Raw genomic sequence first — 25136 nt, 5'->3', positions numbered from 1 at the left:
GGAATAGGGCTATCACGGGCGTGTGCGACCGAATGAAAGTTGGTATTACAACCGTAGCCATCAAGGTAAACTAGCCCCATCTCTCGATACGTTTGAATAGTTGCATGGGACATATGTATGCACCCGTTTACAATCTTAAATTAATTAAACTATCGAGGTTATTTATTATGATTACATCTTATCAAAATTTCATTGGCATTGATATCGGAAAATTTAAAAATGTTGCTGCAGCTTATAACCAAAGGAGAGCTATCAAGTTTGACAATGATGCTACTGGTTGGCAACAGTTGTTTCAAAAATTTTCAGATATCCTACCTAATTCTCTAGTAACTTTAGAAAACACTGGAAAATATGAGCTTGGCTTAGCACATTTTCTTGTTGATAAGAATGTTGCTGTACATCGAGCTAATACTCGTAAAGTAAAAAGTTTTATCATATCACATGGAACTTTAGCAAAGACAGATCAATCAGATGCAAGAGCCCTTGCTCAATATGGTTTTGAACGCTATAGTGCTCTATCTCTATTTGTGCGTATGTCAAAAGAACAAACCGCCTTAGTTGCACTCTGTCAACGTCGTGATGACATTACGCAAATGAGAACTCAAGAGAAATGTAGGCTTGCAGCACCTGAAAACGACTATATAAAGGAAAGTTGCCAAAAAACAATAGACTTTTTTACCAGTCAGATAAATGAGTTCAACGATGCCATACAAAGAATTATTGATAAAAATCCAGAGTTACAAAAGCGTCAAAAAATCTTGAGAACAGTGCCAGGAATAGGTCTCAAGTTATCACAAGTTTTTGTGTGTCTAATGCCAGAACTTGGCCACCTAAACAAAAAAGAAGTTGCAAGTCTTGCTGGAGTTGCTCCACATCCAAAAGAAAGCGGTAAAACTATTGGTTATCGAAGGATAACAGGTGGTAGAAGCAACGTTCGTGCAAAGCTTTTCACAGCTGCTATGGCTGCTGCAAGATCTAAATCTGCACTTGGTGCTTTTTATTCTGATCTTATTGGTAGAGGTAAAAAGAAGATGGTAGCTATAACAGCTCTAATGCGAAAAATCATAGTAATTGCCAATGCAAGACTTAAAGAAGCAATTAATATGAAATAAAAAAAATCTGTATAGAAAATAGGTTAACGAATATGTGCGTCTACACACATTTAAAGCACATATTCGTTAACCATAAAATCTAAGCAGTGCTTGCTGTTTGATATAAATTTCTTTCTGTATAAACTAGGGTTTTTGTTGCCAAAATACATTTTTCAATTGAATAAAAATACAAAATTATCAACAAATGAGACTAAATTCAAAAAATTTTAAAAAACATAGTTGATGGCTTGTAGAAAAGGTTGCCGAAACTTTCAGTAAGAAGGAGAATGAAGCCTTTATTAAAGGTGATGGCACTTTTCAGCCTAAAGGAATTTTAACTTACGAAAATGGAAATGGTCATAATAAGATAGAGCAAATTAAAGCTGATAAGCTAGACAGCGACGCCATAATGATATTGTACTACTCTCTAAATGAACATTACTCTAAAAATGCATCATTTTTGATGAACAGGAGTACGTTAAAGGACGTGAGGCTACTAAAATCTGAAACAGGTCAGTATCTTTGGCAGCCGAGTTTATCGCTTGAAACACCAGATACTTTGATGGGAATACCGGTATATCAATCTGCTGATATGCCACCTACAATGATTGCAGTAGCGGATTTCAAACAAGCTTATAAGATCGTAGATAACAGAGGAATGAGAATATTGAGAGACCCTTATACAAACAAACCTTATGTTAGATTTTTTGTTACTAAGCGTGTCGGTGGGGAGGTTGTCAACACTAGTGCTATTAAATTATTGAAAATTGCAAGCAAGTACTAAAATTTTTATGAAATAGTTGACATATTATACTTTTTATGTAATAATTAAATTATTATTAATTTAAGGAGTAAAATATGTTAGAAAAAATAAAAGAGTTTTTTAAGTCGATTGCAAAAAAAATTGCATCAGGCTGGAACAGCATTAAAAACTTGTGGTCTAGTAAACCGCAAAAAAATAGTGTAATTGAACTAGTGAGTGGTCAATCCAATCATTGGGGTGTTATTAAAGAAAATGGTAATAAGCAGTTAGTACTGCATACAAACAAAAAGAATGTACCAGAAATTATGGATGGGAGAAATATTGATTGTAAAAGTCCATCAAAATATCATGTAAATATCAAATCTGGCAAAGCTATATTCAAAATTGTTTATAGCAAACTTGTTGCCACGAACGATAATTCGGTATCCTTTATAGTGGACTCGGTAGATGATGGTAAAACTTCGTCTTGTGAATTAGAAGGAATGAAAAAGATGTTGGGTTTAAATAGTAAGCGTACAGTTGGTACTATAGATCAAATATCTCAGAAACCTGAAGTTGCAAGTTCTACATCTAAAGTGCCTGCAAGTGATAGCAAGGTACTAAGCTCAGAAGCTGGTAAACCTAGTAAGGTGCTAGATAAGCCAGCTATAAATTCATCAATACCTATTATGCCATTTTCATAAAGAGTATCTTTTCTTCACAAAAGAGCACCTCCTTTGGTGCTCTTTTTTCTTTATAAGTTTTCTCCATAGGGAAAATTGACAAGTTAAATTTTATATGTAATAATTAAGTAAATTTATTAAGGAGTAAAGTATGTGGAAAAGTATACAAAAGCTTTTTAAGTGGATTGCTGATCATACGGGAATTTCGTGGATTACAAAAAAAGTTTCATCAGGTTGGAATTGGTTGTTTAGTAGTAAAGCAAATGCTGCTCAAAAAAGTACATCACCAGAAAGACCTTTAGGTGAGAATGTAAATAAAAGTAATACGTTGCCAAAAACTCTAGATGGTAATCAACTAATACTGCCAAAGCAGATAGATAGACCCAAAGTTTGTCTTGAAGTTATCGATGGTGAACTACTATTAACTATGATAAATAAAAATTATAAAATCCTTGAAGAGAAACATAAGAATCCATGTCAATATAATGAATTTCATGCATTTGTAAGATGTGAAAGTGGAGATTTTCATATTACCGGCCCTTATCTCTCACAGAAAAGTATAGGTGGTGAGAGGAAGTCTGTGTCAATAACTTCAGTAAAGAAACAAATTGATGAAGGTTCTGTATTAAGTAATCCATTAGAAATGATACGTGTATTAGGCTTAGGTAAAAACAAAGAGTTCGTTAAAGTGGATAAGATAAATTACAAGCCATTAAAAACAAAAAAAACATCAGTAGTAGGTGGGCTTGAATTTGAAGGGAATAACTTTTGGTTAAATTTGGAAGAGTGTATAAACATTAAGGATTATAAAAGTAGTTTAACCAAGAACGCATATCATCCTAAGTTTCTTGTATATCTAAAGTGTAATAAAGGAGAATATTGCATTACTGGTAGGAGTGTTAATTCTCCTGAGTATGTTAAACATTTAATTGTAGAATCGATAATAGAGAAGAACAAAGATGGGAAGTATATCGATAGCGATAAAATATTAGTTCAAGACAGTATTGAGAATGTGAAAAAAATGTTAGGATTGGAGAATGATGTAACAGAGATTAAAGTGGGTAGTATATCTAATCAGCCATTTGAATCTATAACACCTACTATTACGGCACAACAAGCGGGTGACAATACAACTATTGATCCATTGGCAGTAACAAGAGAATCTTCTACTATCAACATTTTTAACGGAAACTTAGAACTACGTCTTGCAGATGATATTCAACAAAATCTAGAGGATTATAAGCATCCAAGAAACAAAGGTAAATATCGTATGAAAATACACTGCAATAAAAATGATTTTAATATTAATTTTAGTAAAAGAGATAACGATGATGGTTCCGTATCTCTAATTATTAATATACTACAAAAAGATAAACTCCAACTTTTTCATGTATGGAAAATGAAAAAGTCCTTAGGCTTCAAGAAAGGTTCAACATTTGTTGTAATAGATTCTATTGAAAGTTTTAAAGCGCCAACAAATAATGGCGTGCCAAGTTCAGAAACTACTAGTCTGGAAGCAAAGAACGCTAACTGTAATAAATCTCTATTAGTTAATGCACATAAAGAAAAAGATGAGCATAATACTGATGCTAGTCACAAGATAATACAACAAGAGGTTAATAATGAGGATAATGAACAAGAGAAGTTTTATGATGCAGAAAAGGAATTAGATGGTGATTTTCATGATGCATTTTTTATTCCAGAAGAAGCAAGATTGAAGTTTTCTCAAGAATTATCTAACTACTTATCAAAAGCAAGAAGCTCAGAAATAAGAAGATTGCTTTGCGATGAAGTAGTACCAAATTCGTTACTTATTCGACTAATAGTTGAAGAAAAGCTTGCGAGTAATAATTGTTCTTGCTAGTTAATTTCATAAAAGAGCATCTTCTTTGTTGCTCTTTTTTTCTTTATAAGTTTTATTCATAGGGAAAATTGACAAATTAAATTTTATATATAATAATTAAATTATTAATTTAAGGAGTAAAGTATGTGGGAAAGTATAAAAAACTTTTTTCAGTCGATTGCTTATCGTACAGGAATCTCATGGATTACAAAAAAAGTTTCATCAGGTTGGAATTGGTTATTTAGCAGTAAAGCAAATGCTGCTCAAAAAAATATATCACCAAAGAGACCTTCAGATGAGAATGTAAATAAAAGTCCAACTGTTAGCACCCCTATGCAAAATGAGACTGAAGAATCTGTATCTAAAACAGATATAAACGTCGAGCCAGCAGAAAATTTTCCAGAAAGATTAAATGATGAACCTAAAGCGGTAGGTGAGATTAAATTTGAGGATAACCAATTCTTTCTTTCATTAAAGAAACCTTTAGCAGAAGGAGAGTATAAAAATCTCAATTGTCTCAGTGCTAAATCTAGTTTATTGAAAAAACTACTTGTATATGTAAAGTGCGGTAAAAATGAATATAAAATCGTTGGTAATGATACGGGCTTTAGTGAGATCAAAAATGTACTTATAGAAGAAGTAACAAAAAAGAATGAAAATGGCGAGTATTTAAATCTTAATAAAATTAAGAGTAAAAAAGATAACGCCTACAATATAAAAGAAATGTTAGGATTGAAAGATGATGTAACAGAGATTAAAGTAGATAATATATCTAATCAGCCGTTTGAAGGTACAGCGTTGGAGCAGCATAATCTCAATCCTACTACGGCACAACAAATGGTTAACAATAAGGAAGTGACTACTGAATCAGAGGAGTTTTATGATGCAGAAGTTACACAACCAAGTCCAACAATTGGAGTATCATCAACAGAGAGACATTATGTCACTAATCCAAGTGTAGATTGAAACGGTTATTGTTAAAACAAAACCCTTCAAAAGGAGCACCTCCTTTGGTGCTCTTTTTTTCTTTATAAGTTTTCTCCATAGGAGAAAATTGACTAATTACAATTTTTCGTATCAATTTTCAATAGATTCATCGATGTATAGCTATAGTTTTATCAGTGTAAGGCTAAATATGCTAAGCTTATAAAGATGACAAAGCTTCAAAAAAAGCCTAACATAGTGGAAAAAGCTTTATGAAAATCAAAGTTGGAGTAATAGGCTGCTTAGGCAGAATGGGTAAGAAAATACTCAATGAATTAATTACGAATACCAAAGTGGAAATAGCAGGTGCTGTTGCTCGCTTGGGCAGTGAGTATATAGGCTTAGATATTGGGCCTATTGTAGGCAATAATTGCAATTTAGGAATCAAAGTTACAAGTTCTATTAGTGAGGTATTTGAATCGTCCGATGTTGTAATAGATTTTACAACTAAAGAATGTATGCTAGAATGCCTTAAGGCGGCCGTGAAATTTAAAAAACCGCTAGTTAGTGGCACAACTGGAATAGAAGGTCTAAATTTAAAAGACTATGCTGCTAAAGTTCCAATATTATGGTCAGCAAATATGAGTATAGGAGTTAATGTGTTGCTGAAATTGGTAAAAGAAGCTGCCAAGCTTTTAGGTAATGAGTATGACGTTGAAATTTGGGAAATGCATCACAATTTAAAAAAGGATTCACCATCTGGAACAGCTATAGAGTTTGGTAAAGCAGTTGCTAACGCTGCAAAAGTGGATTTTGAGCTCAATCAATATTCACATAATAATTCAAATATAAGAGGGAAAGGAGGAATAGGCTTTGCAGTATCTCGTGGAGGTGGAGTAATAGGAGATCACAGTGTCATGTTTGTCAATTCCGATGAACGAGTAGAATTAAATCACAAGGCAATTGATCGTACAACGTTTGCTAGAGGGGCGGTTCAGGCAGCAATATGGTTGTGCGAGAATAAAACTCCAGGACTTTATTCAATGCAGGATTTAGTATGAACGATAAATACGCTTTCGTTAAAAATTTAAATCTTTGGTATGGCTCTAAACAAGTTTTATTCGATATAAATTTGAATATTTGCAAAAAGAAAGTCACAACTTTTATCGGACCTTCTGGGTGCGGTAAATCGACATTTTTGCGTTGTTTTAATCGTATGAATGATTACGTACCTGGATGTAGAGCGACTGGTGAACTGGTAATCGATGGGCTGGGTAATATATATTCACGTGATATGGATGTTGTATTGCTCAGAGCAAAAGTTGGTATGGTATTTCAAAAACCCAACCCTTTTCCAAAGTCAATATATGATAATGTTGCTTATGGGCCTAAATTGCATGGCATGGTGAAAAATAAGCAAAAATTAGATGAAATAGTAGAAAGTAGTTTAACTAAGGTTGGTTTATGGGAAGAGTTGAAAGATAGATTGCAAGATAGTGCACTAAATTTATCTGGTGGCCAGCAACAAAGATTATGCATTGCTCGTGCAATTGCAGTAAAGCCAACTATTTTATTAATGGATGAACCATGCTCTGCTCTTGATCCAATGGCAACCAATGCAATCGAAAATCTTATACAAGAATTGAAATTGAGGTTCACCATAATTATGGTAACTCATTCGATGAAGCAAGCTAAAAAATTATCTGACAGCATAGTTTTCTTTTGCAATGGCAAGATTGTTGAATTCGGAAGTACTCAAGAAATCTTTGAAAATGCTCAGTCTCCTTTAACGAAGGAGTATATTCTGGATCATTAGCTTAATAATTGATATTTTAATTTTTTCTATGTATAATTTTATCAAGTTTATTGTGATAGGGGGTTAAAATGTTTAGTACAAGTGAAGCAACAAAAAAGTTGTTTAAAGCTATTGAATTTCAAAATGCTAGTGGTGAAAGAATAACACCTGAGGAAGCTTGGAATCATTTTCAACAAGCATTGAAAGAAGGAGCGAATGTTAACGCTTTTGAGGATGGGATGACACCTTTGATGTGCATTATTTCAGCTTTTGTTACTAGTAATAACGAGGAACATCAATATTTAGAGCTTATGGCTAAGTTGCTTGTACAGCATAAAAAAATTGATGTAAATATTAAAAGCAAGCAAGCTGTTATGGAGAGAAGACCAAAGGAACATGATGGTTATCCAGTTTACGAATTTGAGGAGAGAGAAGTAGTAGATAGGAGTCCATATCTTCGCTGCATATACCTTGACAATTCACAACCTGTTAATGAAGGATTTATACCTCAAAATTATGCTCGTGCAGAGGAGGAAATTAAGACCGGCAAGAAGGAAAAAAATACAGCTCTACACATTGCTTGCAAGTTGGGAAATGTAAACATGATAGAAATATTACTTACACATCCAAATATCAAACCTAATATTAAAAACTATGAAAACAAAAGTCCAAGAAATTGTATTGCAGGACATGTCAAGAAAGCAATAGAACCAGAATTCCTAAAGATAGAAGCAGTCGCTCAAAAAAGGAAACAAACTAATTATGCTTGTGCTTTTTTGTTATCTGGAGTACTTGCTGTTGGTCTATGTTTCGTAGTTGACAACCCAGTTCCACTTGCTGCAACTTCGTTGCTTTTTTTTGCAATAGGATGTGGTTTTCTGTATAGAGCAAATACAGTTATTAATGATGTAAGCTTCTCTCAAGTTATTGTGAACGAACGTGCTAGTGATGTATCTGTTCAGGTAAGGTGTCATTCCAGCACTTGACGCTGGAATGGCTTTGTTGCACAGCTCTTCGGATAGTGGGTAATGTATAATAAATTCATGAAGCTATATCAAACTTAGCCATGCCTATTTCAGTAAATTTGTTAAGCAAATAACACTTGAGTAGCAGTTCCTTCTCACGATTAATCTCAGATTTATTCCTAAAACTAAATCCAAATATTTGCTTCAGTCGCGAGAAAAAACTTTCTATATAAGATCTCTTCCAATAATTTATCTCTTTTTTCCACCTCTTCATACCATCTTCATCATATGACTTTATGAGCTTGATTGTAGAATTTCTCTCATTCATATAATCCAACTTTGGATGCTCTACTGCATTATTTTGCGGAGGAATCCTTGTCTTTATGTCAAGCTCATCGCACAGTTTGTATAACTTCTTTCGATCTATCTGCATATATCGTGCTTATGTTATACTTGGTATCCACTCTTTCAATAAGATCACAGGCTCCATAGTGGTCGGAATAAACTCCACTACTGTATTTTGCAGCTATAACTTTTTTACTACCTATCTCTAGCATTACATCTTGTTTGCTCATAGCGGCGATACTTTCTATCTGTACCATTTGCCTTACTATGGCCTGGAATATTATTGTAGATGCTGATACCTGTACTATCTATAGCAATTTCAATATCTTCCATATCGTTCTTATCAACTCTGCAGTCGTTGATTTTGATATTAAGCTTTTTAAACCTTCTTGAAGCCTGCGAATAGCTGATAATTTGCAAAATTTTCCCTATTTGCTCAAGATATTTCTCTATAAATCCCACTGTTTGCCTAAGACCAATCCTGAATAGATAGGTTATTATGTGAATTAGAATCACTACTTTGTCGCTGTAGACATTGTTGCCACCTGCTACTTTTGGACTATTTTCGTACCAATTTTCAATGGCATCGTTGATATAATGAAAAACATTTCCCCTTTCTTGAAGAAATTTGTTATATTCATTGCAGTTACTGACTTTCATTCTTATTGGCATATTTTTCCTTTGTCGGCTAAATATCTATTTTATAACAAATTCCATCAGTAACTGCCTGTTCTTTCCTTGAGTGGTGCAACAAAGCCATTCCAGCTTCACGCGCTAACTTAAATTATTTATAAAATTTGTTCCGGTAAACCTAATTTGGGTTAGCTATAGAAAGCAAAACAGACACAAATCAGGAAAAAAATTAATAGAATTCCTGTTTTTATAATAAAAATAATTAATTTTTAAAAATTTTATATTGATTTTATCATTAAATCTCATATAATATTAATATATTAACTTTGATGGTGGTAAAGAAATGCATGGTAGTATAAGCAACGAAGTGGTGAAAAATTTAAACAAGTTAATTAACTCTCACCAAACAAATAAACTTAGAAAGGCATTTAATAACCTTAGCACTAACCATAAAATGAATATATAGAGCATGTTAAAGCAAAGCCTCAAGGCTCTAAAGCTATGTCCGGCATACTAAATGCACTAGACAAGGAAGAAGCACCTTCTATCTTTAATCAGTTACCTCAAGAGTTTGCTTTCAATACACTCGATTGTATTAATCCCACATCGACTTTATTTAAAATTCTATTTAATCAACTGAATCCCCAACAAAAAGAAGATTATAAAGTAAATTTAGAGACAAAATCAACTGTCAAAGCTAAGCTTGTCCTAAAGAATTTTTACTTAAGCAATAAAGAGAGTTCAAGCAACTTAAGTACTGAAAACTCCAATGAACCGTTAGTACAAAACAGAGATGATTTGCCAGCAGCACATTTCTCTCTTATATCTCCTGCGTTCGAGGAAACAGTTGTTGAACATACATTTGATACTAGACTAGAACTTTCTTCTGACAAAGAGAATCAATCATGTAGCCAAACAGTAATTCCATTTCTGGGTTTTGCTGAATTCGATAATCAATTCTGCAATACTGTAACAGAAAATTCGACAGTTAGTAGTAGTTTAACGTCGAATGAGCATATATCAGATAGCCTAGAAGGTGAGCAATTATCCCCAGAGTATTATAACTATTTGATAAATGGAGTAACTAGTCTGCAATCCTCAAATGTGAATCCATTGCCAGAGTTCAGTTTCTCTCTAAGCTCTGTTACGCTAGATGAGATGGTTAAGAGATATGGCTTTAATCACAATGACCACGCTCTAAGTGATTTAGAAGAGGTATATGTAGAGCAACCAGCAAAGTTCCATACATATTACCACAATTAACTAGGGACAAAAAAAGGTGGTAGTTTAACCTACCATCTCCTCTGGTTTCACTATCCTTTCAAACTCCTCCTCAGTGAGCAGTTGAAGTTTTGCTGCTGCTTCCTTTAGAGTGATATTTTCTTTATAAGCAAGCTTCGCTATTTTTGCTGCATTGTCATATCCTATATGCGTATTTAATATAGTAACTAGCATTAACGACTGATTTAGTAAATCCTTTATTCTTTCTTCGTTTGCTTTAATATCAACTACGCATTTCTCTGCAAAATTTAAACTTGTATCAGCTAAAAGTCTTATAGACTGCAAAACATTGTAAATTATCACCGGCTTAAACACGTTCAATTCAAAGTGACCATTTGAGCCACCAATTGTCACTGCAACATGATTTCCCATAACTTGAGCACATACCATAGTCACTGCTTCGCATTGAGTTGGATTCACCTTACCCGGCATGATTGAAGAGCCAGGCTCATTTTCTGGTAACATTATTTCTCCAATCCCGCATCTTGGACCAGAACCAAGTAGCCTTATATCATTTGCAATTTTCATCAAGCTTACTGCTACTGTATTGAGTGCTCCACTGAGCTCAACTAAAGCATCATTTGCTGCTAGTGCTTCAAACTTATTTTTTGCTGAAATAAATGGAAAATTAGTGATTTTTGCCACTTCTTTAGCAAAATCCTCAGCAAAACCCTTTTTAGTATTGATTCCCGTGCCAACCGCGGTACCACCTTGTGCAAGTTCATATACATTGCTTAGAGTTGACTTTACTCTCTCTATTCCCTTTTTAATCTGAACTGCATAGCCAGAAAATTCCTGCCCAAGTGTTAGAGGAGTTGCATCTTGCAGATGAGTACGCCCTACTTTTATTATATCTTTAAATTCATGAACCTTATTATTTAGCGCTTTATATAATTCTTCAAGATTGGGAATAAGCAAGCGGTTTATTTGCTCTGCTACTGCTATATGCATTGCTGTTGGAAAAGTGTCATTTGATGACTGACCACAGTTTACATGATCATTTGGATGCACTGGAGACTTACTACCTAAATCACCGCCCAAAATTTCTATTGCACGATTGCTGATCACTTCATTCACATTCATATTGGTCTGCGTTCCAGAACCGGTTTGCCAAACAACAAGCGGAAATTGATTATTAAATTTACCGTCTATTACCTCCTGTGCCGCTGTGCAGATTGCATCCCCTACTCTATTATCTATGCTACCCTGTTTCATGTTAACACGTGCTGCTGCAAGTTTTACTATTGCTAGCGCTTTAATCAGGGGCTCTGGCATTTTCTCTGTACCAATTTTGAAATTTTCCAAAGAACGCTGAGTCTGAGCTCCCCAGTAACGTTCACTTGGTACTTTTACTTCTCCTAAGCTATCTGATTCTATCCTAATTTTTTTATCCATATTTCCTCCTTCTAGTGCTTGACGTTACCTACATATATGAATTAATTAAATCAAATTGTATTTCAGTGTCAAGTTGAGACATTTTTAGTGAAGACCTTAGAAAATTTTCAAGCCATATCTTTTGCTTCTATTATTTTTTTATTGTTATTAAGGCAATCATGCAACCTTAAGCAATAAACCTACTTTCACTCTCTATAAGGCTATTCTACTTAGAGCTTGAATAGTGAAAACATCTTTAAGCGCAGAAGCTATACCTTTGTTTGCTTTCTCTTTTTTTACTTCTACAATCATATAATCCAACATTGCACCTAACGCTAGACTAACGGTCGCTGATGCTGCACAAACTGTAATCACTGCTCCCGCAGAACATGATATTGTCATACCTGCAACATAACCTACTATACCACTAACACCAATGCAGACGTATTTCTTCCGTAGCTCTTTTTGTATATGACTTTTCAGATATTCTTTTACATCTAAATGCCCGTTTCTAGTAGCATAATTCAGAGCAGTGTTTTCATAGCCATCTTTCACATTAACATTTGCTTTTGCTGTTTCTATCAGGTACTTTACTACCTCTAAATAGCCACTTCCAGCAGCCCACATTAGAGCAGTTCTTCCATAGTGATCTGTTGAATTAATATCTTCTTTCTGTTTTTCTATCAGGTATCTTACTGTTTCTAATTGACCATTTTTGGCAGCTGAAAATAATCCTGCATGATTGTTAATCATTTGTGCAAATGATAATGTTTTTAGTTTAGGGGGTTGTAACTCTTGAGTATTAAAGTTTAATTGTGCTGGAACAATTTCTACTTCAAGCTCTACATGTTCTCTTGTGAAACGATCAAGTAGCCTTTTTACCTGATCAATTGTTTGAATTCTTACCTTATAATACCACGATAAAGAATTGATTATTTCCCTGTTGTTAAGAAAGAATATCACTAATTCTATTTTACCTGTTAAATCTTTAGCATAGATTGAGTATTCTATATTTAATCTATCTTGTGCAATATTTCGTATTGTCTCACTCTCTGTCCAAATTCTTACCTGTTCATTAATTCTCTTACTTACAAGAAAATTATATAATTCACTATCTTCTTCCTTCATTTTATTGAGCTCATCCTTACAGTCATACCAATAAGATGATAACTCTGGTATACAAGTAGGAAGAGGCAAGCGAGGTATTGACATATCAAGATTAGCTATTAAATGATATCTAGTTAGAAGCTTTGCTATCTCCGTATGGCCATTTACAATAGCATATGTTAGGGCAGAGAATTGACCTTGACGTTTCACATTTAAATCAGCTCCATTTGCTATTAGAAGTTGTACTACCTCAAGATGACCATGGGCAGCAGCATGAATTAGAGCAGTTATGTTTCCCGGAGATTCTGCATTAACATTTGCTCCCTCTTCTATCAAGTATTGTAATATCTCTAGTTGACCATTGTCAGCAGCCCATATTAAAGCAGTTCTCCCATAATCATCATCTATTGTATTAATAATTGCTCCACTCTGTATAGCTTGCTGAACAAAATCTAGCTGTCCTTTTTTAGCAGCATCAATTAGCTGCGCATTTAGCTGTTTTTGTGATGGCATATACCCCTCTAAAATAAATATACAATTTAAAGCTATTTTAGCCACTATTCAAGTTTTAATGGCTAAAATTGATTGAATCACTTTTTAGTGTTTTTTTATGGTTGTTTGAGTCTAGCAAAGATGAGTCTATATCACAATCTAGTAATTCTCCTACTGCACTTAGTAAACCAGCTGTACAACCAGCTATTTTGATCTGGATGAGAGGAGATATAATTTATAACCACTCCCCTATCCTTTCTAGTTGTTTGTAGATGTTAAATCTCAGGAATTTATCAAAATAAGGAGAGGCAATGAAGGGAGTAGTATCTCTTAAATAATTAGATAAGAAATCTGGTAGAATATTCTGAAATTCATGCATTTTTTGTCTATAATCTTTCAAAGCAATAACCTTTATTTTATCATAATCAAGTTTCCAATAAGCAAGCTCCGAGACTTCTTTTTTTGTTGTGTATTCCACTGCTAAAGCTTGTAAAATTAATTGCGGGAAAAATCCTGACATAACTTCCTCATTGGAAGGTGGTGAACCAAGTTTATAGTCTATAATTGCTACTTGCCCACCTGGTAGATACTCAACTCTATCACATCTTGCTGTCAATAAAATTTCTTCTGTCATTCGAGTATCTGACCAGCTCTTATTACACAATTGTCTGGTGTGTTCATTTGCAATCAAATTTTTTGGATCCAAGTAGTCAAGCACTGGGATGACACCCTTATTCTTAGTGGAAGTTGTACAGCATCCGCGCAGTTGTGTGTCACGCGCTGGAATATGAAATATCGGATAGGAAAAGCTCTTCTCCAACTCAACTTGATTGTTTCCAGTCCTATCAAGCTCAACAAAAGATTGAATTATCCTCTGCAACCTTACCCACCACATATTTGAAAAGTGGAATCGATTAGACGAGAATATTTCTCGTGCAATATTCATCAGCGACTTTTCGTTGCGTAAATATCTTGCAAGAATATTGTGTACCATAGTGCCAAACTCCAATATCGATGGCTTAAAATTTAAGTCTTTCAACTGTCTAAGGTTCAGTATGTATTCAACATAAAATGAATAAGGGTTACGAATCAGTTTTTCTACCGCACTGCAAGACATCACTTGCATTTTTGCTTGCCTCACTTCAGTTTTAGGTTTTGGCATAGGCTGAGTACATGGAACAATGCACTCAGGTGTATTTAATATTCTTAGCCAATTGCGATAAGGATATTTTGGTTCTTGTAACAGAACTTCCAAACGGCGCAATAGAATTGATTTTCTATCACTCACTAGCCTCGTAATATAAACCTTGCCGGCACCAAATAAATTGCGCAAAGTATACAAAAAGTACCCTTGCTCTTCTTGCACAGAAGGAAGGTTAAATTTTTCTCTATTCAGTGCACTCAAAAACGGATTCTGAAAATTTGGTATATCATTAAATCCAGCAAGTATTACAACTTTATTTTGATATAAACTAAATTTATCAAAGTTATTTTCTGGAGAAAAAAACTTCCTTTTTAAAAATAATATCAGGATTTGACTATATAACTCTAAGGAACACTCAATTGCTATACCGTCACATGCATTTAAGAAATCACGAGTAAAATTACCTATTTCACCATTTAGCTCTAGAAAATTCACATTAGAAAGCACATTAACACACTGTAAATGAGCCGCTGCTATATCAAAAATAGGATAATTTGTAAGATTAAGTAAAAGATTAAATATAGTTTCTAATCTACTGATAATAATTAATATATCTTCTTTATATCTTAGCTTTTTACAAGTACTAATAGCGTTGATAATATCCTTAAGACCATTTATATCAAAGCTACGCAATACTTCTATCTCAAACTCAGATAAAATACGAGTGTACTCTTCTTGAGCGTAACCAAAAGTCACTAGCCTATGCTTTAAGAGTGAAAGCAGTACCACACTGTTCCAATTTGAGGTTAAAACTTCGATACTATAAAGCAGAAGCGTCACATAAGAATAGTTTTCCGATATGGTACACGCCATACGATCTGCAAGTAATTTATCAAAGACAAACAAAGAAGCGTTTTCATAACCTTCATTCTTTATAATTAGTGACGTCACTTGTGCTTCTTCCTCCCTTGAATCACAAGTGATGACTTCAATATTTTCAATTGATCCGCCACCAACTTCACTTAGATCAGCAGTTGTATCGAAGATATAATCAAGATATTCCTCAGGACTTCCTGTTATCCCAGCCCTTTCTTCTGTCATCCCAGTGCTTGACACTGGGATGACACCAGAACACGCTTCTGACAGAAAACTAACATCCCTTCTATCCACTTTTAAATAATCGAGTAAATCTTTCAGGCAATGTTGATAGTGTTTTTTATCAAGTGATTTCCAATCTTTTTCGTTCATTTTCAAATTCAGGTTAGGTAGAATTATCTTTCCAAATGGCAGGTCATATATAGCCTTAATCAATAACTTGTAGATTTCACCCTTTCCAATTCCAATAAAGATCATATGCTGATCTTTCTGCAGGAAGTTTATCATATTGTTTATGTAGTCATTCTTATGCTTTAGTATATCTATTACTCCCAAACCTTTTAAAGTTTTACTCCAAGTTTTGATAAGTAAATTTATGAAATTCCCTACTTTTTTTGAGTGCTCATCAAGTTGATAATCACCCTCTATTTGGGTATATTGAAGCAATGACGGCAAACTGTAAACCAGATCGATTGGAAAATTATCATTGTTTTTTTTATTCCACTCCAATATAAATTGAATGAGTAGCAGTGTTCTTTTTGTTGGGTTGATAACTTTAACTCTATCAAGATTTAATATTAAATCTTCTTCATCAATGTTTTCTAGTGAAACTATCTCTGGCAAAATTATAGTTCTGTAATTCTTGAATGCACTCAGCAATGCTATAACATCCCTCTTGCAGGGAAGTATGATCTTTATCTCGGGAATTTTTTCTCTTTCATATTCAGAAAATATGTGCTGAACCAGCACATCAAAAAGGGACTCATTCACATTAACAGTAAAAACTCTTCCCACTAACAGTAACAATTAATACAACACTTTTATTGTATAGAAATTATTTAAAATATAAATGTGCTCGCAGTTTCTTATGCTATGATATATTAAAGTCTTTCACAATATTACATGGCAAACATCAGAATAGAAGTTTTTAATAAATGTGAACAAGTTAGCCGCAGAAGGGTAGTTAATGTTTACTTGATTTACATAAGCAAAGAATTACCATCAAAATTACATGAAGAAATTTGTGGGCTATTTTATAATAAAGCCATACAAGACTGCCGTTATTATTCCTACAATGAAAACCTTGAAGAAGTTCAATATAACTTCATAGAATCACAAGCAAAGTGGGGCTTGGAGATAAGCTTTTTACCTGGCATGACCGATAACGTAGGAAACACGGCAAAACAAATTGTTAGAGAATATCTAATGAGCAAACGCCACATTGATGAAAGTGTTTCTATCAAGGCAAGAAGTTCAAAATTGATTCTAAGTCAAGGAGGTTTTCCAACCGAAAATGACATAAAACAGGAATTCAATCCTATTACTGAATATTGCACACTTTTCCATAAAGAAAACGGCAATTGCCATTGGAAGTATTACAGTAAACAAAATACCCCAGTTGGTGTCATTACAGCGCGTGACCAGGAAAAAAAAGAATGGATTCCAGTGTCAAGCACTGGGATGACACCAGGTAATAATGGAGCAAAATCTGTCAAACTCAATGTAAGTGACCAAGAGCTTGAAAAAATCAGCAGAGATGGAATCGATGGTAATGGCACTTTAGGGCTCTCGCTGGCAGCAATGAAAGCTATAAAGGATTACTTTAAAAAACTCGGTAGAAATCCATATGATATTGAACTTGAGTCTCTGGCACAGACTTGGTCTGAACATTGTAAACACAATATTTTTTGCTCCCCTATTGATGAAATAAAAGATGGTCTATATGCTCATTATATTAAGCGTGCAACGCGTGAGATAAATTCTAACATATGCGTGTCAGTTTTCTCCGACAACGCAGGAGGAATAATTTTTGATGACGATTACTTGATTGTAGATAAAGTTGAAACTCACAATAGTCCTTCAGCTCTCGATCCGTTCGGTGGAGCAATGACTGGAGTGCTTGGAGTTAATCGAGATATAGTCGGTTTTGGCAAAGGTGCAGAACCTATCATGAATACTTATTACTTTTGCTTTGCCAAAGAATCAAAAGGCAAACTTTATAGAGATAAAAAGCGTACTGATAAAATCTTACCACCAAAATATATAATGAAAGAAGTGATTCACGGTGTTAATGTTGCTGGTAATTGCTCCGGTATTCCAACGCAACTTGGATCGGTATACTTTGACGATAGATTCTGTGGAAAGCCATTAGTTTTTGTTGGAAGCATCGGAATTATTCCACGGAATATAAATAATGCACCTTCACACATAAAAGAACCCAAAAACGGTGATAAAATCGTAATTATTGGTGGAAGAGTTGGAAGGGACGGAATTCACGGTGCAACTTTTTCTTCAGAGGCATTGTCGGGAAACAGCCCTTCAACAATTGTGCAAATTGGTGATCCTATAACACAAAAAAAATTATCCAACGCCGTCGTAAAAGCAAGAGATCTTGGTCTTTATAATGCAATAACGGATAATGGAGCAGGCGGTCTATCATCGTCCATTGGTGAAATGGGAAAAGACGGATTTGAAGTTGATTTGAGCAAGGTTCTCCTTAAAAACGATGGTATGGCTCCGTGGGAAATATGGATATCAGAATCACAAGAGAGAATGACCTTAGCAGTGCCAGAAGAAAATCTTCCTGCGTTTAAGCAAATCATGAAAACACATGATGTGGAGGTCTGTGTAATTGGAGAATTCAACAAAAGTGGCAAAGCCGTTGTTAAATGTCCCCCAGGAGAAGTAATAATGGACATCGAAACTGAATTTCTGCATGACGGTAATCCCAAAGTGCATTTACAGACGAAACCGTGGTCTAAGGAGTCTGCTGTATCCTTTCCTGTCATCCCAGTGCTTGACACTGGGATCCAGCAGGTAAAGCCTGCAAACATTTTACACCAAAACCCATACGATGGTAGAGCTGAGCGTGAAATGGATTCCAGTCTCAGCTACTTGCATGACACCTTTGAACTAAAAGAAATGCTAAGCAGACCAAACATACGCAGCAAAGAGTTTATAGTGGTGCAATATGACCATGAGGTTCAAGGATCGTCAATACTGAAACCACTGCAAGGCAAGGGAAGAGTGTGCAGCGAAGCTGTTGTCTCGAGGCCAGTCCTTTCTTCAAACAAAGGTGTTGTAAAATCGCAGGGATTTGGCTCAAGTTATGGAGAAATTGACACTTATCACATGGCAGCATGTGCGATTGACACTGCCATACGCAACTACGTAGCTGCAGGAGGAAATATAAATCATCTAGCGTTGCTCGATAATTTTTGCTGGTGTGATGCTTATAATCCAGAAAGATTGTGGCAACTAAAGAGAGCTGCAGAGGCTTGTTACGACTTTGCAACTGCATTTAAAACACCATTCATATCCGGAAAAGACAGTATGTTCAATGACTTCAAGGGATATGATGAAAATGGCGAGAAAGTGATGATATCTGCACCACCTTCACTACTCATTTCAGCAATTGGAATTATAGACAATATTGAAAATGCGGTATCGCTTGATGTGAAAATGCCAGGGGACTTGATATATGTGCTTGGTACAACCCACGATGAGCTTGGTAGATCTGAATATCAGTTATATAGTGGAATAGATAATAACAACGTGCCAAAAGTTAATGCAAAGAGCGCTAGGAAGTTGTATGAACGTTACAACCAGGCAATAAAAGATGGCATAATTGTCTCTGCAATTGCACCAAACTTAGGCGGCTTAATTATTGCTTTGGCAAAATCGCTAATTGCAGGAGACCTTGGTGCTGAAATTGATCTTTCACTAGTACCAATAGGAAAAACACAAAATACAGACATAATAAACAAGATAATAATGTTTTCTGAATCGCAAAGTAGAATATTAGTAACCATTGCCCCGCAAAATCAGCGGAAGTTTGAAGAATTGTTTAAAGGTATAGTTTTTTCATGTATTGGAAAAGTGACAGAGGAGAAAGCTCTCAATATAAAGGATATTATAAGAATAGATTTGAAAGACTTAGGTACTAGTTTAAATAACTTTTGATTACGCTAGACAAATTTTTCATTATGTGTAATGTCTGATTAAAATAAATGCATATTATTAAATTTCGGTAGGTGATTATGTCCATTTTATCAATACTCTTGCTTATCAGTCTTTCTTTACTTAACACTTCAAATAAATTAATGATATGTGCTGCCTTATTTGTGGGAGCTACTTTAGTTGTAAACTCAATGGTTGAGTTTTATGGTAGAAGCAAAGCTACTTACAGCTTAATAGTGTGTACAGTGATATGCTGTCTTTTTAAATTGCAAAATTTTAGTTTTATGATACTGGTTCTATATACTCCAATTTTAATCTCTCTTCTCTCAAGCATAGTTGTTTTTGAAGAATTAAAGTCGAAATTGAATTTTCATATGGCAAATTTCATCACTTTAATTATAGCATCGGTCATTGATAGTACGATTATTTGTGTTGGACTACTATACAAAATTTCTGCAGGTAAATGCTTATCAATATATATTAAAGATTTAATTTTCAAGTTTTCCTATGCATCGATATTGAGTATCTGCTTGTTTGTAGGAATGTATTTATTCTCCTTGGCAAGCAAGAAGTATTTTAAGGTTTCTGCATAACCCGTCTTCTGATATAGCCAAAATAGTTTAGATTTAACTATAACCGTCATTCCGCTATTTGTTAGCAGCTTGGCAGTATAATGTGAAAAGCTCTTATTCGGATAGCGGTTCTAAAATCAAAGTAATTGGAAACTGTTAACTTAAGTTATCCTTTAAGAGAGCTAGTACAATTTCTTACAGGTTTCATACATGATAAGAGTTTTATTTTTAGCTAAACCAATTGAAATAAGCTATAAAATCTGTTAAAGTCAGCTTTGTGCAAGCACCCTTAGCTCAGTTGGATTAGAGCATTTGACTACGGATCAAAAGGTCGGGCGTTCAAGTCGCTCAGGGTGCACCATATTTTATAGGAAATAGAGGTCATACTTGAAATTCACATATGTAATACCTATCTTTAAAGGTAAAATACTGAGCTATTATATATGAACAAAAAAGACTACTATGATCTGCTAGAAGTGAGCAGAAATGCTAGTACTGACGAGATAAAAAAAGCATATAAAAAACTAGCATTAAAATATCATCCTGACAGAAATCCTGGTAATAAGGAAGCAGAGGAAAAATTTAAAGAAGTAACAGCTGCATATGAAGTTCTATCTGACTCTGAAAAAAGAGCAGGTTATGATCGTTATGGTCACGATGGTGCTTCCGGTGGATTTGATTTTAGCCAAGCTGGAGGGGATTTTAGTGATATATTTAACGATTTTTTTGGTGGAGGATTCGGCGGCAGTACAAGTAGGTCAAGAACAAAAAGAAGTACAACAGGAGTATCTGGAGCAGATCTGCGCTACGACCTTAAAATTACCTTGGAAGATGCATTTAAAGGAATACAAGCACCTATACATTATGTGACAAATATAAAATGTAATACATGCCAAGGCACAGGTAGCGAAGGAGCAATCAAACCAGTTCAGTGCAACACATGCCAGGGAAGCGGTAGAATTAGAACTCAACAGGGCTTTTTTACCATTGAAAGAACGTGTACTACATGCTATGGGGAAGGAGAAATAATACAAAATAAATGTAAGAAATGCGGTGGAAGTGGACGTAAAAGAGATGAAGTAAATATCTCCGTTTCAATTCCAAAAGGCATAGAAGAAGGAGCTAAGGTAAGGGTCAGTGGTAAAGGAGAAGCTGGAGCAAGAGGTGGAAAAAGCGGAGATTTATACGTATGTGTGAAAATAGCTACTCATCAGATTTTCACTCGCAATAGAGCAGATTTACACTGTAAAGTGCCTATAAGAATGACACTAGCAGTACTTGGTGGTGAAATCGATATTCAATCAATTGATGGAGCTAAAATAAAAGTAAAGGTCCCTGAAGGCACTCAAACTGGTACCAAACTACGTTGTAGGGAAAAGGGTATGCCATATATGAACTCACATGCTCGTGGTGATTTATACGTACAGGTAATAGTTGAGACTTTAAATCCAAAGAATTTAACCCAAAAGCAGATTGAGCTATTAAAAGCGCTTGAGGAAGAGGAACATGAAAGTGTAGAGCAGAAATCTGAAGGATTCTTTGGAAAAGTAAAAAAAAAGTGAGAAATTTGCTAAGTGATATAAAGAGGTAGCTGTCTACATTTAATTCTTTTTACCAATTTGAAAGCCTTCTCTTTTAGTGAAAAGATTTTTTAAGTTATGCAAAAGTGATAAATTCCTTTATTTAAGGTCGAAGTTTTGCTATTCTCACATTTTAATAATTTAAAATTAATGAACATAAACAAAAATGAGTTTTTATTTCTTCCTCTTGGAGGAGTAGGAAGAATTGGGATGAACGTTAGCCTATATCATTATCAAGGTAAGTGGATTATGATCGACCTTGGTATCGGTTTTGCAGATGAAACTATGCCAGGTGTTGAGCTGCTCATTGCTGATGTAGATTTTATTGCTCAAAGAAAAAAAGATTTGCTTGGAATAATAATTACACATGCACATGAAGACCACTGCGGTGCAGTGCCTCATCTGTGGGAAGAATTAGAATGTCCCATATATACAACAAAGTTTACGGTTAATTTTCTCAAAGAAAAATTGAAGGAATTTCGATTAGAAGGTATAGTACCTGTGAAAGAGGTTGACATAAATGGCAGTATAAATTTGGGTCCTTTTACCGTTGAGTTTATAAATGTAACTCACTCAATTCCTGAAGCAAATTCAATATTAATTAGCACTGAAGTAGGTAGTGCACTTCATACTGGAGACTGGAAATTTGATCCAAAACCTGTTGTTGGATTAATTTCTAATATAGAGCGTTTAAAAGAAATTGGCGATAAAGGTGATCTACTTGCAGCAATTTGCGATTCAACTAATATATTAAGCAAGCATCACCCTGAGTCAGAAAGTGCAATTTATAATAATATTTACAATATAATAAAGCGGTCTAAAAAATTGGTTGCTGTCTCGCTATTTGCCTCGAATGTAGCGCGAATTGAAACAATAAGCCAAGCTGCAAAAGCACTAAATAGAAAAGTGGTTTTACTTGGCAGATCTTTATGGAGAATAGTGAAAGTTGCTCAGGATAGTGGTTATTTAACTGATTCTCCTGAGTTTCTAGAAGCAAAGGAGGCAGTAAATTTTCCAAGGGAAAAGCTGGTGCTACTTTGCACAGGTTGTCAAGGTGAGCCACTGGCAGCTACCGCAAGACTTGCCGCTAAGAGTCATCAAGCATTTAAAATGCAGCAAGGTGATACCATGATCTTTTCATCAAAAATCATTCCTGGCAATGAAACTCGTGCACATAACATGCTCAATGCCTTTATTGAGATGGGAGTGGAAGTTATTACTGAAAAAACAGAGAATGTTCATGCTTCCGGTCATCCAGTAAAAGCAGAGCTAAGGGAAATGTATTCTTTGATAAAACCTAAGATGTCTATTCCGGTTCATGGTGAGTATATTCATACGGATGCACATGTAAAGTTTGCTAAAGAGTGCGGTGTGAAAAAAGCAATAATGATTGCACCAGGTGATATTGTTAATTTGGAAAATGGGGAAAAAGTTAGCTCCATTGATGTCAACTACTTTGGTATTGATGGTATGTTACTCCGTCATCCAGAATGCAGCGTTATAAAAATGCGTGAGAGAATGAGAGATGCCGGAGCTATCGTAGTGACAGCAGTTGTAAACAAGAAAAATAAACTGCTTGCTAAGCCAAAAGTATTTGCACCTGGTGTTTTCGAAGCGCAAAAAGATGCAGCCATTATGCAAAAGATCATAGAGAAGGTTGAGTCAGCATTTAGTCCACAACCGATAAAAAAAATAAGAAATAAGATTGAAAGTTCAATATTTAGTATCTTAAAGGAATATTTACTAAAAAGACCTATAATTGAAGTCCAAATAGAACAGGTATAGAAATATACCTCTTTTTATTAACCATTATTTGAGTAAGAAGTTAACAATGTATTCTTTGATGTTATTTCAGCATGCAATACTGGAATCCGTAAAAAAAAATCAGTGTCAGATCACACAACTATACAAACATTGTGATTTGAATCTACCAGAAGGGTGCCATCTCAACGCCCAGGCAAACATTGTAGTTTTAGAGCAATCTCCACCAGTAGAGTGTCATCCCAGTGCTCTGACACTGGAATCCAGTTTTTCATGCAACCTTGTCAAAGACGTTTATTTTAGAATAAAACAGCTACTTTTATGCTTGCCACCTCAGTGCACTTACTTGCAGTCAAATTTCTGGATTCCAGTGTCAAGTACTGCAGAAATTGATTTACTCTACTGTCATGCAGTTTAACTTCAAAAGTAAGCTATTTGCTGAGATGAAAGGAGGTAATGCAAGAAATCTAATGAAGCTATTCGTTCAACTGGTGTTATTTATTTCGTTATTTATTCCTTATTCCACAAAAGCTGTTTTATATGTTGATATAAAAAAAAGCAATATTGGTAATATTGATCTTGTTGTATCTAAATGTGCATGCAAGACAGAAGTGGAAAATGAGCTAAGTGAAAGCATCACAAAAGTAATTGAAACAAATCTATCTAATTGTGGCTTATTTAATGTGAAACGTGACGCGAAAGTTGAGTCTTGGAAAAGCGATACTGTAGTCACAATAAGTTTAAGTGAAGTATCAAACAGAAATTTAGAGCTATCTTTTCGTTTATCTGACAGCTTTACAAACAGAGAATTACTTACTCAGTCGGTTGTTTTTCTAGCAAAAGACTGGAGGAAAATTAGTCATCTTGTTTCAGATGTGATACATGATAGATTGATTGGTGAGAAAGGGCATTTCAATACAAAAATTACATATATCGCTGAAGAAAAAGATAGCAATTACAAATCCGTCCGTAAAATTGCTGTGATGAATCAAGATGGAAGTAATATAAAGTACTTAACAAATGGTGAGAAATTTGTGTCAACACCAAGATTTTCACCAAATGGAAAGGGTATTGTTTATATCTCATACACAAATGGTAAAAGTTATATAATATTAAAAAATTTAAAAGATAACACTGAATCAATAATCAGCGCATTTGAAGGAGTTATTTCTGCACCAAGATTTTCTCCTGATGGTAAATCTCTTTTTATTTCCCACTCATTGAGTGGTGAAACAAATATATTATCTCTAGACTTAAGCAGTAAACGAACAAAAAAAATTACTAAAGGTTCAGCTATAAGTACTTCTCCCTCTTTGTCTCCAGATCAAAAGTACATGGTTTTTAGTTCTGATATAAGTGGAAGTCAGCAACTATATATCATAGATTTCACTAAAAAAAGCAAAAAACCCAAGAGAATTAGTTTTGGAAATGGAAGATATGCTACACCTGTTTGGTCGCCAAAAGGAGATCTGATAGCTTTTACAAAAATTCAGTCAGGAAAATTTTACATAGGAGTTATGAAGCCAGATGGCAAAGAAGAGCGCTTGCTTTCAGAGGGACATAAAATTGAATCTCCGGCATGGCTACCAAATGGCAGAGAAATTATCTTTACTAACGCAGAATCACCAAGCAACTCTAAATTATATTTAGTAGATTTAGTAAAGAAAAATCAAAAAATGGTTTTTACTCCAACGAATGCTTCTTTACCAGATTGGTCTTATTTCTGAAAGTAGATCTATAAAATCGTTA

18 protein-coding genes, 1 tRNA gene and 1 pseudogene are annotated in these 25136 nt (G+C 34.6%); 15 read left to right on the top strand and 5 right to left on the bottom strand.

The genetic code is table 11. The features are described 5' to 3' along the window. Window positions 1–167: 167 nt before the first annotated feature. From ABWU65_RS06605 to ABWU65_RS06570, 8 genes and pseudogenes are all read left to right on the top strand, one after another. A complete protein-coding gene (locus ABWU65_RS06605) occupies window positions 168–1112 on the top strand; it encodes an IS110 family transposase (RefSeq protein WP_353279985.1) in 945 nt (314 codons plus the stop codon). Window positions 1113–1335: 223 nt separating this feature from the next. Next, window positions 1336–1875: pseudogene (locus tag ABWU65_RS06600) on the top strand (phage major capsid protein); the annotation flags it as partial. A 74-nt stretch (window positions 1876–1949) separates the two neighbouring features. Next, on the top strand, window positions 1950–2537 hold the full coding sequence (locus ABWU65_RS06595) for a hypothetical protein (RefSeq protein ID WP_353280498.1): 588 nt from the start codon (window positions 1950–1952) through the stop codon (window positions 2535–2537). A 130-nt stretch (window positions 2538–2667) separates the two neighbouring features. Then, window positions 2668–4380 carry a hypothetical protein gene (locus ABWU65_RS06590; RefSeq protein WP_353280496.1) on the top strand — a complete coding sequence of 571 codons (1713 nt, stop codon included), beginning with the start codon at window positions 2668–2670 and terminating at the stop codon, window positions 4378–4380. A gap of 123 nt (window positions 4381–4503) precedes the next feature. Then, window positions 4504–5325: a hypothetical protein gene (locus ABWU65_RS06585; protein WP_353280495.1), complete on the top strand. Its 822-nt coding sequence runs from the start codon at window positions 4504–4506 to the stop codon at window positions 5323–5325. Between the two features lie 230 nt (window positions 5326–5555). Continuing rightward, complete coding sequence (dapB, locus tag ABWU65_RS06580; protein WP_353280494.1) at window positions 5556–6344, top strand: 4-hydroxy-tetrahydrodipicolinate reductase; 789 nt, start codon at window positions 5556–5558, stop codon at window positions 6342–6344. After that, a complete protein-coding gene (pstB, locus tag ABWU65_RS06575) occupies window positions 6341–7099 on the top strand; it encodes a phosphate ABC transporter ATP-binding protein PstB (RefSeq protein ID WP_019236313.1) in 759 nt (252 codons plus the stop codon). The genes dapB and pstB overlap by 4 nt, the downstream gene beginning before the upstream one ends. Before the next feature lie 68 nt (window positions 7100–7167). Continuing rightward, complete coding sequence (locus ABWU65_RS06570; RefSeq protein ID WP_353280492.1) at window positions 7168–8064, top strand: ankyrin repeat domain-containing protein; 897 nt, start codon at window positions 7168–7170, stop codon at window positions 8062–8064. Window positions 8065–8119: 55 nt separating this feature from the next. On the opposite strand, the gene ABWU65_RS06565 is transcribed toward ABWU65_RS06570, so the two are convergent. Further along, window positions 8120–8476, bottom strand: a complete 357-nt coding sequence (locus tag ABWU65_RS06565) for a transposase (RefSeq protein ID WP_007301972.1) — start codon at window positions 8474–8476, stop codon at window positions 8120–8122. 107 nt (window positions 8477–8583) lie between these two features. After that, window positions 8584–9060: a transposase gene (locus ABWU65_RS06560; protein WP_019236989.1), complete on the bottom strand. Its 477-nt coding sequence runs from the start codon at window positions 9058–9060 to the stop codon at window positions 8584–8586. A gap of 462 nt (window positions 9061–9522) precedes the next feature. On the opposite strand from ABWU65_RS06560, the gene ABWU65_RS06555 reads away from it, so the two are divergent. Next, a complete protein-coding gene (locus ABWU65_RS06555; protein WP_019236381.1) occupies window positions 9523–10284 on the top strand; it encodes a hypothetical protein in 762 nt (253 codons plus the stop codon). A gap of 24 nt (window positions 10285–10308) precedes the next feature. On the opposite strand, the gene fumC is transcribed toward ABWU65_RS06555, so the two are convergent. From fumC to ABWU65_RS06540, 3 genes are all read right to left on the bottom strand, one after another. Then, on the bottom strand, window positions 10309–11697 hold the full coding sequence (gene fumC, locus ABWU65_RS06550) for a class II fumarate hydratase (protein WP_007302656.1): 1389 nt from the start codon (window positions 11695–11697) through the stop codon (window positions 10309–10311). A gap of 192 nt (window positions 11698–11889) precedes the next feature. Continuing rightward, window positions 11890–13296, bottom strand: a complete 1407-nt coding sequence (locus ABWU65_RS06545) for an ankyrin repeat domain-containing protein (protein WP_264685480.1) — start codon at window positions 13294–13296, stop codon at window positions 11890–11892. 214 nt (window positions 13297–13510) lie between these two features. Further along, on the bottom strand, window positions 13511–16309 hold the full coding sequence (locus tag ABWU65_RS06540) for a PD-(D/E)XK nuclease family protein (RefSeq protein ID WP_353280490.1): 2799 nt from the start codon (window positions 16307–16309) through the stop codon (window positions 13511–13513). A gap of 108 nt (window positions 16310–16417) precedes the next feature. Here ABWU65_RS06540 and ABWU65_RS06535 point away from each other — a divergent pair, with 108 nt between their 5' ends. The 6 genes from ABWU65_RS06535 to ABWU65_RS06510 all read left to right on the top strand — a co-directional run bounded on the left by ABWU65_RS06535 (window position 16418) and on the right by ABWU65_RS06510 (window position 25114). Then, window positions 16418–19477 carry a phosphoribosylformylglycinamidine synthase subunit PurL gene (locus ABWU65_RS06535; protein WP_353280488.1) on the top strand — a complete coding sequence of 1020 codons (3060 nt, stop codon included), beginning with the start codon at window positions 16418–16420 and terminating at the stop codon, window positions 19475–19477. Window positions 19478–19554: 77 nt separating this feature from the next. Next, entirely contained in the window at window positions 19555–20067 is a 513-nt protein-coding gene (locus ABWU65_RS06530) for a hypothetical protein (protein WP_213863960.1), read from the top strand. Between the two features lie 262 nt (window positions 20068–20329). Next, window positions 20330–20407, top strand: a tRNA-Arg gene (locus ABWU65_RS06525). 82 nt (window positions 20408–20489) lie between these two features. Further along, window positions 20490–21608 (top strand): molecular chaperone DnaJ, encoded by a 1119-nt coding sequence (gene dnaJ / locus ABWU65_RS06520; protein WP_012481762.1) that lies wholly within the window; start codon window positions 20490–20492, stop codon window positions 21606–21608. Between the two features lie 168 nt (window positions 21609–21776). Then, on the top strand, window positions 21777–23411 hold the full coding sequence (locus ABWU65_RS06515; RefSeq protein ID WP_265025060.1) for a ribonuclease J: 1635 nt from the start codon (window positions 21777–21779) through the stop codon (window positions 23409–23411). Between the two features lie 446 nt (window positions 23412–23857). Next, window positions 23858–25114: a Tol-Pal system protein TolB gene (locus ABWU65_RS06510; protein ID WP_264376885.1), complete on the top strand. Its 1257-nt coding sequence runs from the start codon at window positions 23858–23860 to the stop codon at window positions 25112–25114. The last annotated feature ends 22 nt before the right edge of the window (window positions 25115–25136 follow it).

This window comes from Wolbachia endosymbiont (group B) of Silvanus unidentatus, assembly GCF_964028615.1.
Classification (GTDB): Bacteria; Pseudomonadota; Alphaproteobacteria; order Rickettsiales; family Anaplasmataceae; genus Wolbachia.
Note: the sequence above shows the minus strand (reverse complement) of the source record. Positions and strands in the feature narration are given on the sequence as shown.

Bases quoted from the DNA above. Each gene is read 5' to 3' on its own strand.
- ABWU65_RS06605 (WP_353279985.1), top strand. From the start codon at position 168: ATGATTACATCTTATCAAAATTTCATTGGCATTGATATCGGAAAATTT.
- ABWU65_RS06595 (WP_353280498.1), top strand. From the start codon at position 1,950: ATGTTAGAAAAAATAAAAGAGTTTTTTAAGTCGATTGCAAAAAAAATT.
- ABWU65_RS06590 (WP_353280496.1), top strand. From the start codon at position 2,668: ATGTGGAAAAGTATACAAAAGCTTTTTAAGTGGATTGCTGATCATACG.
- ABWU65_RS06585 (WP_353280495.1), top strand. From the start codon at position 4,504: ATGTGGGAAAGTATAAAAAACTTTTTTCAGTCGATTGCTTATCGTACA.
- dapB (WP_353280494.1), top strand. From the start codon at position 5,556: ATGAAAATCAAAGTTGGAGTAATAGGCTGCTTAGGCAGAATGGGTAAG.
- pstB (WP_019236313.1), top strand. From the start codon at position 6,341: ATGAACGATAAATACGCTTTCGTTAAAAATTTAAATCTTTGGTATGGC.
- ABWU65_RS06570 (WP_353280492.1), top strand. From the start codon at position 7,168: ATGTTTAGTACAAGTGAAGCAACAAAAAAGTTGTTTAAAGCTATTGAA.
- ABWU65_RS06565 (WP_007301972.1), bottom strand. From the start codon at position 8,476: ATGCAGATAGATCGAAAGAAGTTATACAAACTGTGCGATGAGCTTGAC.
- ABWU65_RS06560 (WP_019236989.1), bottom strand. From the start codon at position 9,060: ATGCCAATAAGAATGAAAGTCAGTAACTGCAATGAATATAACAAATTT.
- ABWU65_RS06555 (WP_019236381.1), top strand. From the start codon at position 9,523: ATGTCCGGCATACTAAATGCACTAGACAAGGAAGAAGCACCTTCTATC.
- fumC (WP_007302656.1), bottom strand. From the start codon at position 11,697: ATGGATAAAAAAATTAGGATAGAATCAGATAGCTTAGGAGAAGTAAAA.
- ABWU65_RS06545 (WP_264685480.1), bottom strand. From the start codon at position 13,296: ATGCCATCACAAAAACAGCTAAATGCGCAGCTAATTGATGCTGCTAAA.
- ABWU65_RS06535 (WP_353280488.1), top strand. From the start codon at position 16,418: ATGGCAAACATCAGAATAGAAGTTTTTAATAAATGTGAACAAGTTAGC.
- ABWU65_RS06530 (WP_213863960.1), top strand. From the start codon at position 19,555: ATGTCCATTTTATCAATACTCTTGCTTATCAGTCTTTCTTTACTTAAC.
- dnaJ (WP_012481762.1), top strand. From the start codon at position 20,490: ATGAACAAAAAAGACTACTATGATCTGCTAGAAGTGAGCAGAAATGCT.
- ABWU65_RS06515 (WP_265025060.1), top strand. From the start codon at position 21,777: ATGAACATAAACAAAAATGAGTTTTTATTTCTTCCTCTTGGAGGAGTA.
- ABWU65_RS06510 (WP_264376885.1), top strand. From the start codon at position 23,858: ATGAAGCTATTCGTTCAACTGGTGTTATTTATTTCGTTATTTATTCCT.